The 18,512-nt window shown below is 50.1% G+C and carries 14 protein-coding genes; 8 read left to right on the top strand and 6 right to left on the bottom strand.

The window, feature by feature from the left end; translation table 11 throughout:
- Positions 1–218: 218 nt before the first annotated feature.
- Positions 219–1,106: a ZIP family metal transporter gene (locus ACSV5M_RS17425; protein ID WP_439177714.1), complete on the top strand. Its 888-nt coding sequence runs from the start codon at positions 219–221 to the stop codon at positions 1,104–1,106.
- 74 nt (positions 1,107–1,180) lie between these two features.
- Here the strand turns inward: ACSV5M_RS17425 and pgm are convergent, their stop codons facing one another.
- On the bottom strand, positions 1,181–2,836 hold the full coding sequence (pgm, locus tag ACSV5M_RS17430; RefSeq protein ID WP_439177715.1) for a phosphoglucomutase (alpha-D-glucose-1,6-bisphosphate-dependent): 1,656 nt from the start codon (positions 2,834–2,836) through the stop codon (positions 1,181–1,183).
- Positions 2,837–3,061: 225 nt separating this feature from the next.
- Here pgm and ACSV5M_RS17435 point away from each other — a divergent pair, with 225 nt between their 5' ends.
- Genes ACSV5M_RS17435 through ACSV5M_RS17445 form a run of 3 tightly spaced genes read left to right on the top strand, consistent with a single transcriptional unit; the run spans position 3,062 to position 4,299 of the window.
- Positions 3,062–3,598 (top strand): DnaJ domain-containing protein, encoded by a 537-nt coding sequence (locus tag ACSV5M_RS17435; RefSeq protein ID WP_439177716.1) that lies wholly within the window; start codon positions 3,062–3,064, stop codon positions 3,596–3,598.
- Positions 3,599–3,618: 20 nt separating this feature from the next.
- Complete coding sequence (locus ACSV5M_RS17440) at positions 3,619–3,993, top strand: DnaJ C-terminal domain-containing protein (protein ID WP_439177750.1); 375 nt, start codon at positions 3,619–3,621, stop codon at positions 3,991–3,993.
- Between the two features lie 12 nt (positions 3,994–4,005).
- Complete coding sequence (locus ACSV5M_RS17445; RefSeq protein ID WP_439177718.1) at positions 4,006–4,299, top strand: chaperone modulator CbpM; 294 nt, start codon at positions 4,006–4,008, stop codon at positions 4,297–4,299.
- A 98-nt stretch (positions 4,300–4,397) separates the two neighbouring features.
- Here the strand turns inward: ACSV5M_RS17445 and ACSV5M_RS17450 are convergent, their stop codons facing one another.
- The gene (locus ACSV5M_RS17450; RefSeq protein ID WP_439177719.1) at positions 4,398–5,315 is read right to left on the bottom strand and encodes a hypothetical protein; all 918 of its coding nucleotides are present in this window, start codon (positions 5,313–5,315) and stop codon (positions 4,398–4,400) included.
- 33 nt (positions 5,316–5,348) lie between these two features.
- Here ACSV5M_RS17450 and ACSV5M_RS17455 point away from each other — a divergent pair, with 33 nt between their 5' ends.
- Complete coding sequence (locus tag ACSV5M_RS17455; protein WP_439177720.1) at positions 5,349–6,503, top strand: helix-turn-helix domain-containing protein; 1,155 nt, start codon at positions 5,349–5,351, stop codon at positions 6,501–6,503.
- Here the strand turns inward: ACSV5M_RS17455 and ACSV5M_RS17460 are convergent.
- From ACSV5M_RS17460 to ACSV5M_RS17475, 4 genes are all read right to left on the bottom strand, one after another.
- Positions 6,500–8,077 carry a tetratricopeptide repeat-containing sulfotransferase family protein gene (locus ACSV5M_RS17460; protein WP_439177722.1) on the bottom strand — a complete coding sequence of 526 codons (1,578 nt, stop codon included), beginning with the start codon at positions 8,075–8,077 and terminating at the stop codon, positions 6,500–6,502. The genes ACSV5M_RS17455 and ACSV5M_RS17460 overlap by 4 nt on opposite strands.
- Positions 8,078–8,171: 94 nt before the next feature.
- Positions 8,172–10,751, bottom strand: coding sequence for a family 20 glycosylhydrolase (locus tag ACSV5M_RS17465; protein ID WP_439177723.1), 2,580 nt, complete (start codon positions 10,749–10,751; stop codon positions 8,172–8,174).
- A 99-nt stretch (positions 10,752–10,850) separates the two neighbouring features.
- Positions 10,851–12,464: a discoidin domain-containing protein gene (locus ACSV5M_RS17470; protein ID WP_439177724.1), complete on the bottom strand. Its 1,614-nt coding sequence runs from the start codon at positions 12,462–12,464 to the stop codon at positions 10,851–10,853.
- Between the two features lie 114 nt (positions 12,465–12,578).
- Positions 12,579–15,410, bottom strand: a complete 2,832-nt coding sequence (locus tag ACSV5M_RS17475) for a TonB-dependent receptor (protein ID WP_439177725.1) — start codon at positions 15,408–15,410, stop codon at positions 12,579–12,581.
- 449 nt (positions 15,411–15,859) lie between these two features.
- Here ACSV5M_RS17475 and ACSV5M_RS17480 point away from each other — a divergent pair, with 449 nt between their 5' ends.
- From ACSV5M_RS17480 to ACSV5M_RS17490, 3 genes are read left to right on the top strand one after another with little or no spacing between them, the layout of a single operon-like run.
- The gene (locus ACSV5M_RS17480) at positions 15,860–16,954 is read left to right on the top strand and encodes a hypothetical protein (RefSeq protein WP_439177727.1); all 1,095 of its coding nucleotides are present in this window, start codon (positions 15,860–15,862) and stop codon (positions 16,952–16,954) included.
- A complete protein-coding gene (locus ACSV5M_RS17485) occupies positions 16,955–17,689 on the top strand; it encodes a hypothetical protein (RefSeq protein ID WP_439177729.1) in 735 nt (244 codons plus the stop codon).
- Positions 17,690–17,705: 16 nt separating this feature from the next.
- Positions 17,706–18,419, top strand: coding sequence for a hypothetical protein (locus tag ACSV5M_RS17490; RefSeq protein ID WP_439177730.1), 714 nt, complete (start codon positions 17,706–17,708; stop codon positions 18,417–18,419).
- The last annotated feature ends 93 nt before the right edge of the window (positions 18,420–18,512 follow it).

An 18,512-nucleotide genomic window follows, 5' to 3' on the forward strand; every position in this document is an offset into this window, starting at 1 on the left:
TTTTCAATTAAAATCGAAAATGTTGAACTATGCGTCAAATTTTTCTTTACAAATCCTTAATCACCCATTGTCCAAATAAATCGTGTCAGTAGCGCAAATCAAATAGCAATGATTTTCATTTGCGAAATAATGGAATTGAATTTCACAATCGGTTTCGCTGTCCTTATTAACTGATGCCTTCGATCAATTAACTAATTGCCCAATCACAAAGTAATGCTATGACAACCCATGCCATCACAGCTTTTACCCCTCGCCGCCTGCTGGGTATCGTCATTCTGGCAGGCGGCGCGCTCGCCCTGGGCCATGAGTTATGGCTCACCATGGTATTCCATGACCCACGCGTTGCAGATGCGCTGCTGGCTGGTTTGATGGCTGCCGGTGCGACTACGGCCGGCACCTTACCGGTGCTTTTTTCGCGCCGTTTATCCGAAAAAATTATTGATACTTTATTAGGTTTTGGTGCGGGTGTGATGTTGGCCGCAACGGCTTTTTCTCTCATTATCCCGGCTCTTGAATCAGCAAAACTTCTGGGTTTCTCAGCCTGGCAAGCGAGTACAGTTACCGGCTCGGGAATCTTGATCGGCGGCGCTTTTTTATTGTTGATTGATCATCTCTTGCCTCACGAACATTTCATCAAAGGTCCGGAAGGTGTGTCGGCGCAAACCTTGCGACGCACCTGGTTGTTTGTATTTGCTATTTGTTTGCATAACTTGCCTGAAGGTTTAGCAATTGGTGTGGCGTTCGGTGGTAGCGATGCACTCGGTGCCGCAGCCCTGGCAGCCGGGATTTCAGTTCAAGATGTGCCGGAAGGTTTGGTTGTGGCGGTCGCGCTGGTGGCTGTCGGCTATTCGCGCCTGCGGGCAATTTTGATTGGTTGCGCCTCCGGGTTAATCGAGCCTGTCGGTGCAGTATTAGGTGCGTCCGTCGTGTCCATGTCCGTGCAGCTGTTGCCGTGGGGCTTGGCTCTAGCCGCTGGTGCGATGCTATTTGTCATCAGCCATGAAATTATTCCAGAGTCGCATCGCAAAGGGCATGAACGTTATGCAACGGGTGGTTTAATGCTTGGATTTGTTGTGATGATGGCATTGGATACTGCCTTGGGATAATAAAAAAACCCGCACAGTAGGCGGGCTTCTCTCGCAAATTATTTTTCGATGCGTTGATGATGATCGCGCTGATGCTAGCCTAACGCAGCATCGACGATCGTTTGCGCTTCACTAAGAATATCGCGCAGGTGCGATTCACCTTTAAAGCTTTCACCATAAATTTTATAGATATCCTCAGTGCCAGAGGGTCGCGCTGCAAACCAGCCATTTTCCGTTACCACTTTCAGGCCGCCGATGGATGCGTTGTTACCCGGCGCTTTGGTCAAAATTGCCGTGATGGCTTCGCCGGCGAGAGAGGTCGAGGTAATTTGTTCTGGCGAGAGCTTGGCTAGTTTGGCTTTTTGCTCCGCATTGGCGACTGCCTGGATGCGATCAGCAACCGGTTCGCCGTATTTTTGCGTCAAGTGTCGATAACAGTCGCCAGGGTCGCGCCCCGTGCGCGCAATGATTTCCGCAGACAATAATGCCGGTGCTAAACCGTCTTTATCCGTTGTCCATACCCGGCCATCGCGGCGCAAGAACGAGGCACCCGCACTTTCTTCGCCACCGAAACCGAGGGAACCGTCCTGCAAACCTTGCGCGAACCATTTAAATCCTACCGGCACTTCCAAAACCTTGCGGCCGATTCCCGCACTCACGCGATCAATCATTTGGCTGCTCACCAGGGTTTTACCTACTGCGGCTTCCTTGCTCCAATCCGGGCGATGCTGAAATAAATAATCGATTGCAACCGAGAGATAATGATTAGGTGGCATTAAACCCACACTACTGGTAACGATGCCATGGCGGTCGTGATCGGTATCACAAGCAAACGCGATATCAAAACGATCCTTTAAGCCAATCAATCCGTTCATGGCGTAAGGCGAGGATGGGTCCATCCGAATTTTTCCGTCCCAATCCACGGTCATAAAACGGAATGTTGCATCAACGTGTTGATTCAACACATCGAGATCAAGCCGATAGCGTTCTGCAATTGCGCCCCAGTAATTGACACCTGCGCCACCGAGCGGATCGACCCCCATACGGACGCCGGCACTGCGTATAGCATCCATATCGATGACATTGCCCAGGTCATTGACATAATTATTGAGGAAATCATAGCTGTGCGTTGTGGACGCACGCCGTGCACGTTCAAACGGTATACGCTTTACCCCTTGCAAACCTTGTTGCAGAAAATGATTGGCTTGCTTTTCTATCCAACCGGTAACCGCTGTATCCGCCGGGCCACCATTCGTCGGATTGTATTTAAAGCCACCGCCATTCGGTGGGTTGTGAGACGGTGTAATCACAATGCCATCGGCCAGGCCGGTTGTGCGCCCCTGGTTATACACCAGGATGGCCTGCGAAATTGCCGGGGTAGGCACATATTCACCGCCGGCAGATAACATCACCTCGACCTCGTTGGCAGCGAGAACTTCCAGCGCACTCACAAACGCCGGCTCGGACAACGCATGGCTATCAATGCCAATAAACAAGGGGCCGTTAACACCCTGCTCTTTTCGATACAAGCAAATGGCCTGGGTAATCGCCAGGACATGATATTCGTTAAAGGTTTTATCAAAAGAGGACCCGCGATGGCCCGAGGTACCAAACGCAACGCCCTGGCCGGGGACCGACACATCGGGTATTTCGCTGTAATAAGCGGTGACCAGTTTGGATACATTAACCAGAATTTCCGGTGGTGCGATATGTCCAGCCAAGGGACTGATCTTCATAGTTGATTCACTCAAGTGATGCTCCTTTTGTTATCGATGCATAACCATCCTAAATGATGGTGCAATATTATCTATTCGTTAACTAACACAAATTGATCATAGCTGTTAGAACCCGGAACTTTTTTGATCCGGCGCAAATCTGCTCGGTTAAACCACGCTAGACTAACGAGAAGCACGTATTTTACGCGCTTTCCTCCAAGGTAATCCAAGACGCTATTGAAGCATTGCAGGAGCGGTTCAGTGGAATTCAAAGACTATTACCAGATCCTTGGCGTAACCAAAACGGCCACGGCGGACGATATAAAAAAAGCGTATCGCAAACTCGCGCGTAAATATCACCCGGACGTCAGTAAGGAGGCCGACGCAGAAAAACATATGCGCGACATCAACGAAGCCCGCGACGTTCTGAGCGACCCGGAAAAACGCGCCGCTTATGATCAGGTAGGCCAAGGTTATCGGCCCGGTCAGGAGTTTCATCCTCCGCCCAACTGGGACCGCGATAACTGGGACGCCGGCTATGAATACAGCGGGCGCGGCTTCAGCGGCGCAGATACCGCCGATTTCAGTGATTTTTTTGCCAACCTCTTCGGTCAGGGTCGGCGTACCGGTGGTTTTCGGGAGCGCGGCAGTGATCGCCACGCCAAGATTCAGATCGATCTCGCCGATACCTACCAGGGCGCCACCAAAACAATCACGCTACAAACTCACCATGTCGATGAGCGGGGCCGCACGTCATTGAACGAACACAGCCTGAAGGTGCAATCCCCAAAGGCGTAAAAGAAGGTCAGCATATTCGTCTGAGCGGCAAAGGCAATCCCGGTGTGGGCGGCGGCGGTACCGGCGACTTGTACCTGGAGATTCATTTCAAACCAGACCCGCATTATCGCGTCGACGGAACCGATGTGTATGCCAGCCTACCCGTCACGCCCTGGGAAGCGGCCCTGGGAGCGGTGATTGAAGCACCGACACCATCCGGCACGGTGAAATTAACCATCCCCCCAAATTCACAGGCCGGACGCAAATTACGCTTGAAAGGTCGCGGTATTCCGGCTGATGAACCGGGAGATTTATACATGGAGCTGGCCGTCGTTTTACCTTCGGCTGACACCAGGAAAGCACAGCAGCTCTACGAGACTATGGCGAAGGAACTCAATTTTAATCCACGCAAATAGGAGCGCCTGACATTGAGTAACTCTGACACCTTACACGGCACATTAATTGATGAAATGACACTGACTTGCGAAGAACTGGCGCGCGCCTGCTGCGTCGAGCCACAGTGGGTCATCGAACATATTGAAACCGGCGTGCTCGGAAGAAGTGCGCGTTATATCGAGAGCTATCGCTTCACCAGTTATGATCTTAAACGCGCACGGCGCATGTACCAATTAGAGCGCGATTTTGATGCGGTACCGGAACTGGCGGCCATTGTGGTAGACCTGATGGAAGAATTGGAACAGCTAAGAAAAAAACAAGATTAATGTGACTGGATACAGCTTGTCAGGTGTTACCAGAGTTTTAAGCTATCCGCGTGATACAAGCCCGCGAGTCATTCGCGGGCTTCTGATTGAGCCATATATTAAAACAACAGCATGAGCACGGCATAACTCGATGCGCCGCAACCAAATGCAATAAAACTGCTTTTATTTTCTTCCGGTAGTTCTTCTTTCAATACATTCAACACCACCCCACCGGCAACGAACGCAAATATAACAGCGATCAGCGGTTCCGGTAGTTTTACCATCAGGCCCATCACCCAGCCAAACACTATTGCTGCAGTCAACAGCCAACGGCCCACATCGTGATAAGTGTTTTTGTGATGCTGGCGTAGAGCAAAGTCATTGACCACAAAATGCAGTCCCATTGCCACAGCAAAAAAACTCATCGCCCAGGCTTCCTGCTCTTCACGATGAACCAGCAAATAACCAATCAGTGCGTTATAAATGATAAATGATCCGATATGGAGCCAAAATACACCCCTGCTCGCTTGTGTTTCACTTGGTGTTTGGAACGCCCTGGTGGCGTCGCGTCTTGATGATTTCACTAAACGCTCAAGACCATAAAAAATAATCAACCCCACCAGAGACACCAGATACGCGTGATGCTCCATCCATGCGAATATGGGTTCGCTCTCATTAATCGTTGTTTGAGCCGCAGCCAGCTCAGGGAAGATGTGCATAAACACATAAGATACGGCCACACCACCCGCAAAGGAGAGCCATTTACTGCGTGGAATCGCAGGCTGATCCAGCAGCAACCCGGCGAAGAGATGAATAATGACAAAGATTATGACAATGGACGCTTGCAGCCATAGCATCTTGGTAATTCCTTTATCGAATTCGACAAATTTACCTTGAGACGCAGAGAGGACAGAAGTGTTCCTTTTGTTGGGGCTTTGTGTAGTGGCTTTTTGTAGAGCCGGCGGGCAGCATGCGTTGAGAAAAAGTGGCGCAATTTTTTTGCTATTCTTGATGTAAGCAGATATAAATACCGACAAACTCAACACATCTATGCTATAGGCAACGAGTCAATGGTTGATCCCATCTTTAACATCAACGATGTCATTCTCATCCTTACCATTGGATTAAGCTTGATCCTCGCGTTATTCCAACCGATTCTTCCATCGCGCGGCAAATCGACCAGAATTCTGCTTGCTACCTTTTTCCTGTGTCTGACATTTGCGGATATTGGTGTCCTGCTGATCTGGAATGAATACATACCCCGAAATCAGACGATCTCCGTGCTGGTGCCCTATTTTTACTGTGCCGCCTTATTATTGCGCGCACCACTGTTGATGCTCTACGTGCGCAGTATTACTGAAGAAAATTTTCGCCTGAAACGCATTTATCTGGTGCACTTGCTACCCATGATCAGCGCCATGGTGATTATCGCCGTGTTTGATATCGACATTGACCGCCTCAAGCTTGACACCTTCGGTATGGATCGCCTGCTGTACCATGTTATCGATGGCTTGTGGTATTCACTGAAGATTATCCCGTTGGCTTATTTTATTGCGGCGACTCTGACCGTGCGCAACTATCACAAGATGCTCAAGCAACAACATTCAGAATTGAACGAAACCGCGCTGTGGTGGTTGTACTACCTGACATTGGGGTTTGTATTTGCCGGCGTGTGGACACTGACACTCAGTGTATTGGCCTACCTCTACCGATTGCCGCTGGGGGTCACCGATAACTACCTCAATTTTGTACTGCTGATTGCGCTGTTTTACTACAGTGTTTCCCACGCGCAATACCTCACGACCACCAGGGATGATGATGAAGACAACCGCCAACCGGACGCGCCGGTGGATACCAAACCGCTGGATTCAACCATTCGCAAGATCATGGAAGGCATTAATGTTCAAAAGCTGTACCTGAACCAGAGTATCAACGTCGAGCAGTTTTCAGAAAAAATCGGTGTCCCTTACCGCGATGTGTCTTTTGCGATTAACAAAGCCTTTGGCACGAATTTTTTTGAGTTTATTAACTCCTATCGCATTGAAGAATCCAAGCGATACCTGAGTGATGAAAAATATATCGATATGACGATCATGGAGATCCTGTTGGAATCAGGGTTTAACAGCAAGTCGTCCTTCCAGCGTTTTTTCAAGCGCTTTACCGGCACTTCGCCCACCGAATTCCGGCGCGACGCACTGCAAAAACAATTACCCGACAAGGATTAACAGGCAATACCGGCGGCGTGTAATAAAGATATCGCTGGTTGAAGTTGCGCTTCATAGTAGCGCCATTGGCCGACAGACTTGGCAGAGATGGGTTGACGAACCTGCACCGCACTGGCAGTCGCAACAGGATGGCGATTCTGCTCAATATCAATACAGTTTTCCTGCCATTCCAGTCCGCAGAAATCCAGGAGTTTGCGAACCTCCGTTTCCGGCTGAGCTACTAGATTTTCATAGCACAGGGAATAACAGTGGTCAGGAAGGAAGCTCAAACAATCATTCATAAAGCGCCGGAATTGAATATAGAACCTCGCAGTTTCCTGCACACTTAATGTGTACACAAAAGTCGTATCATCAAAACTGAACAGCTGACGATAATTACTCATAATCGTGTCCAGCGGATGGCGATCGAGGATAATGATCTTCGCATGGGGCAAGGCCCGCGCGATCACGCCGGTATAGAGCGCGTTCAAAGGCAGTTTATCGACCAGAATATCTCTATCGCCTTTTAAATATTCTGTACTTTCGCAATATTGCTTACCGATTTCATACCCACTATCACCGGACAATTGGCTGAAAAAATCCGGGTCAATAAATTCGATACGGTTCAAGGCAATCTGCTTTTTCAGTGCAATAGAAAAATTGTACAGCTCGCCGCCAGTGGCGACACGGCTATGACTGGATAGAATTCTCTCTACCAGCGTGGTTCCGGTCCTGGGCATACCCACCACAAAGATACGCCCGCGTTCACCGTAGCCGGCAGCGTGATTGGCCCACCCGGATACCAGATCATCGCGCAAGGCGGAGAAAAGATGATCGTAGGCTGCAAAATCATAAGCCTCGCGAGCCTGTTTCTTTTGCTTGGCGGCATCGAGTACAGCGTAGGCCGCCTGGAAATTTTTCAGCGCCTCGTATTCTTTGGATAAAGCATGAGCAACACAGAGCGTGTCATCCGCGTCCTGCGTGGTGTCGAGCAGTTGGCTTAACCGCTCAATATGATGGTTATCCTCGGTGATCTCACCCAGGCTGGTTAGCGCAGCGTGAGCCTTGACGTAACCAGGTTTGAGCTCGATGGCTTTTTCATAAGCCTGCCGCGCGCCCTCGAAATCGCCACAGAATTTCAGGGTCGATGCCAGATTGAAATAGGTGCCCGGTTGGGCACCGCCCAGAGCAATCACTTTGGCAAAGTACGAAGACGCTTTCTGGTAACGATTCAGGCGATTAAAAGTAACCGCCATGATGTCGTAAGTTTCCAATGAATGCCCTTCAAGTTGCTCGGCAAGTGACAACAGTCGCAAGGCTTCCACGGTATCACCGGATAACACTAACGCGCGCGCAACGTAGGTTGTAATAACGGGATTGCGTGGGGCCAGCCGGTATGCGATCCCAAGCCACTCTGCTTCCTTTTGAAAATTTTTATGGTCGTAAGCAATGCGACTTATTAAAAACAGCGCATCGAGATGCTCAGGATGTTCAGCCAGAAACGCCGTCAACAGGTGATAGGCCTGCTGGTAATCGCCGTGAACGATAGCATGACGCGCAACGTCAATAGCTGATAAGCCGTTGGAATTTGACATCAACACAACCTCTGTACTCAAACAACAAAACCACAGCGTGGCCATCACGCTGTGGTTGTACTGCGACAATAATACCGCGACATACGCTGGAAAATTATTCCACCTGAATGACACGGCTGGTTTTTTCACCCAGCCGACTTCTCATCAAGATGTTAGCCACGCCCTGCTCCAGCTCCAGATATTGCGGATACGCTTGCCACTGCTTGCCGCCGTCCAGACTGTATTCAATCGCCAGCCCTGGCAGGCTGGTATTGGCAAGCAGAAGGCCTTTTTCCCGCACCGCGCCAGGCGGAGGCAAATAAAAATCAATCCCCGCGTGGTCCAGCTTCGGTAATTCTTTTTTAACCAGCGTGTGAACAAATTGCCGCCATTCTTCCCGGCGTGCTACACCGTCGGGCTTGTCCGACTCCCAGGGTGCTTTGTACCACGCACGTTCGGCCATAACCAGAAGTCGCGGAAAAATCATCTCCTGGAATTGCGCTGATGTGCGTACGGTCTCCGACCAGAGCTGCCCTTGCATACCGAGAATATTTTCCGGCTTTTTTAATGGCACATGAACGCGCCCAACCAGCGCATTCAGGTTATCAATAGCAGCACCGGTAAAGGTTTTATCGGCATTCGCGTATAAATTGTCGGGCATGAAGCCAAAGACTTTGGACAAGTCTGAGTAGCGTGTGGCCCAATGATAACCTCGCTCGCCGGCATGCGCTTCGTAGGGGTGGTCAAAATATAAATGGGTCGCTGATGAAATCACCACACCGTAGCCGGCATTAGCCAAACGGTAGGCGCGGTCAGACAAGCCCGACTCCCAAATATTATCCCAGGCATTGGCAATAACCTGACGATTTTCCAGACGCTCCCGTACAAAAACATTGTTGGGATCATACATCAAACCATCTTCCCAGCCGGCGAGTTCAAGGCCGCGTTTACTGGTTATCTGCGATAGCTTGCGCACGAAGTAAGGTTTAAGATCCGCCACGCCCATGACCTCATTGTCGTTGCTGGCAAACATCGCCTGGCAGGCAGGCGATTGCGTCCAGGAACCCACACCCACTTCATCGCCCCCCATATGAAAGATCGTCAGTTTCTGGCCAGCGGAACGATACATTTGTTGCAATTCATAAATGACTTTTTCGGCAAAATGGTAGGTCGATGGCAAGCACACATTGATGGCATTATCTGAGTAGGACTGCACCGTCAGGTACTGCGATTTATCATCAGGGTCGGACAATAAATATTGCTGCGCCGCTTCCACCTTACCGGCACGTTTTAATTTTTTATAACGTGCTTCCATGGCTTTTACGGCGGCGCGGGCGTGGCCGGGCATGTCTATTTCGGGAATAACCTCGATATGCCGCTGAGCCGCAAAGCGAATGATCTCGACAAAATCCGCTGTTGTTAAAAAGCCATTGCCGGCCGCTTGTGCATCAGGACCATTACCCAATTGTGTCAGCAGGCATTTTTCTTCAGCGAGATCAAAACAGCGAAGAGCACCGACCTCGGTCAACTCAGGCAGGCCGGGGATCTCAATGCGCCATCCCTCATCGTCCGTCAGATGAAGATGCAGCTTGTTGAGCTTGTAACGCCCCATCTGCTCAATCAATGACAAAATCGCCTGCTTGCCGTGAAAGTTGCGTGCGATGTCGTAGTGCATACCCCGCCAATCATACCGGGGCTCATCAAACACCCGCACCGCTGGCAGTGCGTGCTGTGCTTTTTGTTCGGCAGGAAACAAACTCATCAGGCTTTGTATGCCGTAAAAAATACCGCGACTGTCGCGCGCCGAAATCACAATGCGCGATCCCGTAATATCCAGCTCGTAAGCGCCGTCGACGTCAGACGCTGCACCCAGGTTCAGTTCTATCTGCCGTTCTTTTTTTACTGACGACGAGATATTCATCTGAACACCCGCATCCGCAAGCCGCGCGCGGAGGTAATCCACCTCAAACCGTAAACCGCCTTGTTCAACGATAGACCAACGGTTATCAACCCGTGTTTCGCCGCTGCTGTATTTGATTGTCTTGGGTGTCGGGATAATCCTGTGTACAGTGCCCGGTGCATCCTGATTATTGATCGCCAGGTTTGCCTGATAACGACTGGTGGACGTGACCACACCGTATTGGTCTTCAGGCTGATTAAAACGCAGATATTGTTCCGGGCGAGTAAAGGGCCTGACAAACGCCGTCAAATCTTCGGTGTCGGTGTTGGCAAACACAGCAGAGCTGCCGTCCGCCAAGGCGATAAATGCACGAGGCATAAAATCGCTGTAGCTACTGATATGCGCCCGTGCCCGATAATGGATTTGCAGCGACTCGCCGGGTTTCAATCCTTTGAATGCCGTGGTAGGTGAAACTTCATGGAGATCACCCTGAATACGCGTAATCGTAAAATCTTTATTGTCCGTAGCAAGTATTCTGCGCACGGAGTGAATATAGATCTTCCAATTTGACACACCCGCAGGCAGCGTGACATCCGACGTATTGTGAAGATGTATGGCTGCCTGGAACTCGCCTTCTTTACCAAAATTACTGATGACTGAGTATTCCAGCCTCGCGTCTTTCCCAAAGATTGATAGCGCTTCCGATGTCAGATTCACCGCCCAACTTTTATTCGCACTGACACTCGCACTCACGCTCATAACCAGCATGATTGCGAGCAGAAAAATTCTATACATGCAAAACCTCACCTATACCCTACAGAGGTCGGGCTCCACCTGAAAATATCCAATCCATCAAGGCCTCGTGAAATACTTCTGGTGGCACCCAACGTTTATCTATTGCGCGCTCAGGTTGCCATAAGCTTCCAGTTCAAACAGGGAGAACCCCCATTGCGGCAAGGCTTTTTGCGTACCATAGATGCGCACATAACGACCTGTGCCTGATAGCCCGGTCTGGTCGTTAACCAGTGCATTGTTGCCGGTGACGGAGCGCAGGGTGGTCCAGCTGCTGCCATTGCTGGACACCTGAATCTGATAAGCAATCGCGTAGGCGGCTTCCCAGGTTAATTTCACACGATTAATGTTGTAGCTGGCTCCGAGGTCGACCTGAATCCATTGATTGCCAGAATACGCACTGGCCCAGCGGGAGCTGGTGGTCTTGCCATCGGCAATACGATACGGCTCATAACCTGCCGCAATAAAAGACGATGCAGTCACGGGTTTATTTAACGCGAGATTCTGCGTACTGGTACCGCCGCAACTCGCGGCAGGAGACACCGTAGCAACCGCAGAGGTAAAGCTGGTGGGATTATTCGCGTCGTAGCTGATCACGCGCGCCGCATAGTCGCCGTAGTCCTGATTGCGCAGACTGGTCAGGGTAAGCGATGCGGTTTTTGAGCCATAGACATGAGCGTTATCACTCAGGCAAACCCCGTCTTTCATCCAGCAATAATTTTTGGCGGATGCCGAACTCGCTACCGATAAGGTAACGGAATCGCTTATACATGCCTGTTGATTAACAGGATTCGCCGTAATGTGATTGGGTTTGCCCACATTGATATCGGCAAAATGGTTGTACAAAAACCAGGTTGGTCCCATCACGTCCAGATTATTTTTCCAGGTCGCCGACAAGGCGTTATAACCATTGATCCAGGTTTTGTAGGCTTGATCGTTAGGGTGGGTCTCCAACCAAGGCCCCATAAAATAAGACGTAGGATCACCAGTATTGGCTGGTCCTTCATTGGAAAATATCGGCGCGATACGCACTTTACGGTTTGCGCCGGCCAGGTACTGAAGCCGTTCAATACCGTAGTTAATAATGTCAACATCGGTTTTTCGATAAAAATGGACCAGTATCCGATCTGCCGTATTGCCTAAGGCAACCCCTTCCGCTTCTGTAATCCAGCCGATATAAATTTCGCTTTCCAGATTGTGCGTCGCACCCAGCGTATTGAAATAATTAAGAATGCTGATAGCGTTATTAAACGCGGCGGCGCGGTTGGCTTCATTCCAGAATTCATACTCCAGATTCAATACATCAATACGTTCATTGGCAGCGTGGGTATTGTTGTAGGCAACCACCATATCCGCCGATTCCGCAGCACCCAAGGCTGCACCAATCTGATGAATGCCGTAATCCGCCCGTGCGCGTGAAATCAAGGACGCCAACTGACTCGCACGCGTGGATGTCACATCCATACCTTCGAGGTTGTACAGGATCAGATAGTTAACGCCGTTGTTGCGCGCGAAGTTCAACAGCGCATTTTCTTTAGTCGTATTACCCAGAATACCGGTTGTACCGTAACCTACAGCAACGTACATACCATTAATGCTGGTGCAATTGTCACCGGCATAAGCAGAGGGCGCTTGTGCTACCACGCTGCTACTTAATACAAAAACACAGCACAGGATTTTTATGTTGAGCAACCATGACGAGAGTTTATTTTTCATAGCCAATTCTCTTATCGAATGAAATGTATAGACCGGGCCGAACCTACATCACGAAGCGAAGCTAATACGGAAAAAAGCCCGACCGAAGTCGGGCAAGCTTTTGAGGGACTGGGTTTAAAACTTGGCACGAACGCCGAAGGTGTAGAGCGCACCGGTATCTTCAAAACCGATAAACTGGTTTTCATAACGCCCATACCTGCTCACGGTTTCGCCGGTCACGTTACTGCCTTCAACAAAAAAGGTAATACCGTTCAGCAACGCGTAGCTGGCACTGACATCAATTGCACCGTATTCGTCGTAGTGAACCGGCTCATTGCTGGGACCGTTGAATACACGCCCCAGAAAGGGCGTGCGGTAGTTGTAGGCAACGCGCAACTGCAAACCGTCTTTGTCATAAAACAGCGTGGCATTTCCTGTGTCGCTGATACCGGGCAAGGCAAAGGTTTCTGTTGAGCCCGCCGCACTTAACGAGGCACTGCTATTCACAAAGGTGTAGTTGGCAGCCACACCGAAACCGTTATCAAAGACGTGCGCCCAGTTCAGCTCCGTGCCCTCGATGGTTGCGGATTCACCGTTTTGCGGACGCGTCACCATAAAGGTTCGCCATTCGGGATCTTCTACCTCAATACCTTCAAAGACCTCCGGCAAACTCATGGTCACGATGAAGTCTTCAATCTCTTTGCGATAAAGCGCCACCGAAAATAAATTGGAATCGCCATAATAATATTCGAAAGACACATCATAATTGCGCGACACAAACGGCTTCAGGTTCGGGTTGTTACCCCGCGCGGTACGCGTTGATATGGTGGTTGTACTGTAAGACGTGTAAGGAGCCAAAGCTGTCAAGGTGGGACGCGTCAAGGTTTCACTCGCCGCCGCACGAATATAAAAATCATCCGTCACTTCCAGGCGCGCATTCAGCGAAGGCAACCAATTGTCGTACTCGTTATCCAGCGCAACGGGCGTGCCCGCTTCATCCGCAAATTGCTGTACCAGCCAAGGCGACGGCGGTTGACCCGGCTCTGAAATTTCACGCTCCAGACCAATCAATACCTGCGAGGTGCCGGTAGAAGTCAGCTCGGTAGCGGTGTAACGCACACCGCCGGAAACATACAACGGCATATCCATCACCACAAAATCAGACGCGGCTTCCAGATAAAAAGACGTTACATCTTCTTCAATCACATAGGAGTCGTTGGACTTCACCGCATCCCAACTGCTGCCGTTAGCAATAAACGCTTCTTTCGATGCGATACCTGCCGGTGTGTCGGCCCGCGTGCGGCCATCGATGTTTTCCGCCATCCAATTGCGATAAGCAACGGGATCAATCATATAAACATCGCCATCCAGCCCACCGAAGACATCGCCGGGGCTGTACACGCCGGTCACGATACTGTTGTAATCAATTTCCTGCTGGGTCGCGAGGCCGTGATACATACGGCGAATCAAATCGGGTGTTGCCCAGTACTCGGTGGCTTTTTCAGCAACGGTATTATTTGCACCAAAACGCACCGCGCTCAGGAAAGCATCCTCAAGCGGTTTCCATTCAACATCCACTTTAAATTCGTGGTTTTGGGCTTTGTTGTAGATACCATCGTTCGAGGTAATCCGCGCGCGCAAGTCCTGCATATTCGCACTGCCCATCTCCGGCACGACTGCCGCCGGGTCAGCGTATTCAATGCTGGGGATGCCGCCGTTGGACGTCAGCAAGTAACCCGGGCGGTCGAGGAATTCCAGGATGTACATGCGATCCAGACCGCGGTTATCGAGGATTGCATCCGACACCGACACATCCGCCGTCAGTCGCCATTCGTCGGTGATATTCCACTCGGCATTCAAGCCGCCGACGGTAGATTCCGTGGGCCGCTCGGTGGTGGTCAGCGCGTGGGCATAACCGGTGATGTTGTAACCTTCGTCATAGCCGTGATTGATCACGTTATAGAAGCCGTGTTCATCCACCTGATTCAATGGCGACAAGGTCGGCGCCCAGAGGTAAGAACCGGTCCAGTATTGCGCGGTGGACGTGTCGTATTTGGAGTGGATAACATCCGCCGTCAGCACCAGGTTATCGGTCGGGCGCATCTGGAAAACCAGATTACCGCCGATGCGCTCGCGGGTTTCATGGGTCACACCACGGTACAAGCTCTGTATGCGGTAGGTATCTTCTTCCAGGCCATCGCCGGAATACGCATAGCCACCGCCCCAGCCCTGCGATGGATTGGTAAACGTCAGAAACGGTTCTTCTGTGGTTTTGGAAATGTGTTCGTTGGTGACGGTGAATTTGTCGGTGGAACGCTCCTGATAGGTCACCGAGGCCAGCACGCCAAACATCTCATCGTTAAAGGTATTGCTGACGATAAACGAACCCTGCGGGCTGGTATCGCCGCTGTTCTCTTCGTACATACCTTTGATGCTGCCCGCAAAATGGAAGCCATCGAAATCGAACGGACGCGCGGTAACAATGTTGATGGTGCCGCCGAGCCCGCCCTCTTTCAGACCGGCATTGGACGTCTTGAACACATCCACCGTGCGCACCAGTTCAGAGGCGATAGTGTCAAAGCTGAACGCCCGCTCCTCGTTCTCACTCGCGGGTGTCCGCCCGTTAATCAGCACCGCACTGAAATCCGGCCCGAGGCCGCGAATACTGACAAAGCGCCCTTCCCCGCCCGCGCGATCAATCGCCACGCCGGGCACGCGCTGGAGCGAATCCGCCACGTTATTGTCCGGAAATTTACCGAAATCCTCGGCGGAGATGCTGTCTGACACCAACTCTGAATTACGCTTTTTATCCACACTGCGGCTCAAACTGCCCGCAATACCGGTCACGATGACCTCTTCCAATAAATTCGCTTCCGCGGGCTCAGTGGTCTGAGCCTGGGCCTGGAGATTGGCCATGGATGCCATAGCGGTAAGTACAGCTACCGACAAGGTCGACTTTCTAAACATACACTGCCCTCCTCCGGACAATTGCATTTTTTCAATGCTTAAAATTGTTCTGGGTAACGCTAAAATGCCATTACCTAGCTGTGGTGCAGAACCCCTGACCGAACAAACCACAAATGAAGTTCATGACACGCAGCAAGATCATTACCAAGGTGGGAAAAAGCGTCGACTCACTTTGACGGAAGTATGAAAAATGACCCGGAGCAGTTTTGTTGCATAAGTGAACCTTTAGGTAAGCTTTTGATTTTTAAGTGTATTTTAATGGGGGCGAGACATTAGGGCGTATAGCGGATTATGGCATTCACGATGAATGTGGATAAAGCAATACCTCGGTCCACCATCGTTTCGGAGCACCTTTTTGTCGCCAAAAGTATGCCTCCTTCACACCCGGTTCCGGCAGCTTGTGATAATCTCCGCGCCTGACTCCATCTACATTCATAAGGACTTGCCCCATGAGCCAACCCGCTTCTCTTGTTAATAAACGCTCCACCGTCTTAACCGCCAACGACGCAAAAAAGTTTGTCTTCTTCTCCGGCATGACCAAAGGCGCAAGCGGCCGCCCCATAAAGATCAACGCCAGCTTACTGCCCCATTTCATCTCCCTCGTTGACCCAAAGACCCACGATGGCCAAGCTGTCATCCACCACATCCAGGGCCTACGCGCCACCGCCGGTCAAGCCAGCAGTATGCAGAATATCAACAATGCTTTTGAGCACATGGACCGCGTGAAGAACGTGCAGATTTGCTACAAGATTTTGCAGCTGGATACGGGGAGCCCGGTGACGGTTTATATAACGGATATTCGGGCGGCTTATGTGGGGGATGGGAAGAAGGCTGGGCTTTATAACGCAACGAAATCGGGCTCAATCGCGGATGTCAAAGAGGCGAAGGGACCGATGATCTCAAGTCCAAAAGCCGTAATTAACGGAGTTTCGCCCTCCTTTATCCGGGCAGGCGTAAATGCGCTGGAAGTAAGTGCTTCCAGTTCGGTGGCTCTGTTCTACAACCCGGCACATGTCGTTAACGAACTTGGGAGTTGGCGAAACACCGCCCGCCAGGCAACTAACGCGAATTCCGCCGCGATGGCCCTTGCCGAGGTGCTGATGAAAAATCAGAAAAATCGCACCTCTACGCTCAACTGGTACATTGAGGGTGAAGGTACGAATCTGTTGGCCAAAGCTCTGGAAAAAATCTCCGGCGAGCTCACCCAGCAAAAATTTCGGTTCGTTAATCCAACGGGGGATGTTGTATCCACTATCAAGCAACTCAAACAAAAGAAGGCTCAGTTTGTTACTGAAAGCGACCTTATTTCATACAGTGGCAAGCGAGCTTCAGCAGTAGCCATTTCCAGTCAATTGCATCGCCTGGCATCCAGCATCGCCGTTGAAAAGGGCAAGCACGGTTTTGATCAACGAGAAAAAAATACCAAGAAAATGATCGCGGACCACTCGCGTGGTGGCTCAGCCATGGCCGGGGCAAATAATATGCTTAAAGCTGGCCAAACGACCTTTGTAGATATGCTGAAACAAGTCCAAGGGGTATTCTAAATGATCATGCAGATTCTTAGCCCGGATTATCAGAATTGCCCCTTAATTGTTTATAGCCTCGACGGAGTCGAACTCGTGTTGCGCTTGCCACAGCACGATGGTGACTACAGTCCGACGCTAGCAGCAAGCGACGTCGACATCCTCGACAGCACGCTCTATGAACAGGGAAGACAGCCGAATTATCATTATTTGATGTTAATTGAAAATTCCTGGACATATCGCTTTGCAAACTCGCCTATAGATGCCGGTCACATTATATTTAGCATGGCGGTAACGCATTGCAAAAATGAAGAGAATAAATCGTACAACCTCCTCAATAAAAAATCATTTTCTGAGTGGATACTTGATCGTTTGCAACAACACTATGGAGCACTTATTGAAGAAGAGATTTTAGAGTTAAAACTTAACGAACTTCCGATAATAGAAGAAGAGATGTGGCAGTACCCCAAAATTCCAGCGGAATTAACTTTCTTTGAGAAGGATGGTGGGCATTGGTGTTGCGGCTGGACCGGGCACCCCAGTATTGGCCAGCTCGATCCTTTTATCAGGTTCCCTATCAACAAATCTCATGCTGTGGAAATTGGAATTAGATTCGGCGGGTTTAATCAGGAATACTTTGACTCAAAGGAAGCTGTCGACGAAATAAAAAAAGCTTTGTTACTGGAGTTTCTTAGTCACATCCATGTCACCTATCCCTCAGAGTTGCTGGATGAAATGAGAGGAACCCCGGCATAGCGCCAGGAGTCTTGATATGGAAATTATCAGGCCTGATTACCAATACTCTCCCTTGGTTGTCTACAGCCTAGGTGGTGTGGAGCTGGTTTTCCGGCTTCCACAGCATTATGGCAATTATCCCCCTGTGGTCGCTGCAAGCGATATCAACATACATGATCATGATCTGTATCAAGGTTGCCTTCCGCTTCTTCGTTACTTACCGCTGATTGAAAATTCCTGGATGTATCGCTTCAAGGACTCTCCTATTGATGCATGCTCGGTAACTTTGTATATCGCGGTAGTTCGTTGTGACGATGAACTCCAGAAAAAATATGATTTTCTTAACCAGGAATCATTTTCTCGATGGGTTATTGATGCAATACAACAGCACTATGGAACGCTGATCGAAGAAGAGCTACTAGAGCTTAAGATGAATGATCTTCCGGTGATCGAGGAAGAGATGTGGCAATTTCCAAAAGAAACTGCCGATTTGGAGTTCTTCCAGAAATGTGGAGTAAATTGGTGCTGTGGTTGGACTGGGCATCCTAGCATGGGAAGCCTCGATCCATTTATCCGGTTGCCGTTAGCTAATGAATATGCATTGGAAATCGTATTTAGTTTTGGTGGTTTTAATCCCAACTATTTTGAGTCTATTGAACTTGTGGAGAAAATCAAAGAAGAGCTTGTGCAAGAGTTTCTTGAGCACGTTCATATCAACTATTCCCCCGAAACTTTAGCGGAAATCAGTTAGTAACAATCCAGCTTTCAGATCAACAATCGAGCGAGGAACTGCCCATCTTGCGATGGGCGAGGTAGAGACAAGCGGGATGCACTCGGCACATCC

Origin of the sequence: Cellvibrio sp. ARAG 10.3 (assembly GCF_051846955.1) — a bacterium.
Taxonomy (GTDB): domain Bacteria; phylum Pseudomonadota; class Gammaproteobacteria; order Pseudomonadales; family Cellvibrionaceae; genus Cellvibrio.

Coding starts and splice junctions, on each gene's coding strand:
- ACSV5M_RS17465 (WP_439177723.1), bottom strand. CDS start 10,751: ATGTATAGAATTTTTCTGCTCGCAATCATGCTGGTTATGAGCGTGAGT.
- ACSV5M_RS17455 (WP_439177720.1), top strand. CDS start 5,349: ATGGTTGATCCCATCTTTAACATCAACGATGTCATTCTCATCCTTACC.
- ACSV5M_RS17485 (WP_439177729.1), top strand. CDS start 16,955: ATGATCATGCAGATTCTTAGCCCGGATTATCAGAATTGCCCCTTAATT.
- ACSV5M_RS17480 (WP_439177727.1), top strand. CDS start 15,860: ATGAGCCAACCCGCTTCTCTTGTTAATAAACGCTCCACCGTCTTAACC.
- ACSV5M_RS17490 (WP_439177730.1), top strand. CDS start 17,706: ATGGAAATTATCAGGCCTGATTACCAATACTCTCCCTTGGTTGTCTAC.
- ACSV5M_RS17425 (WP_439177714.1), top strand. CDS start 219: ATGACAACCCATGCCATCACAGCTTTTACCCCTCGCCGCCTGCTGGGT.
- ACSV5M_RS17475 (WP_439177725.1), bottom strand. CDS start 15,410: ATGTTTAGAAAGTCGACCTTGTCGGTAGCTGTACTTACCGCTATGGCA.
- ACSV5M_RS17460 (WP_439177722.1), bottom strand. CDS start 8,077: ATGTCAAATTCCAACGGCTTATCAGCTATTGACGTTGCGCGTCATGCT.
- ACSV5M_RS17470 (WP_439177724.1), bottom strand. CDS start 12,464: ATGAAAAATAAACTCTCGTCATGGTTGCTCAACATAAAAATCCTGTGC.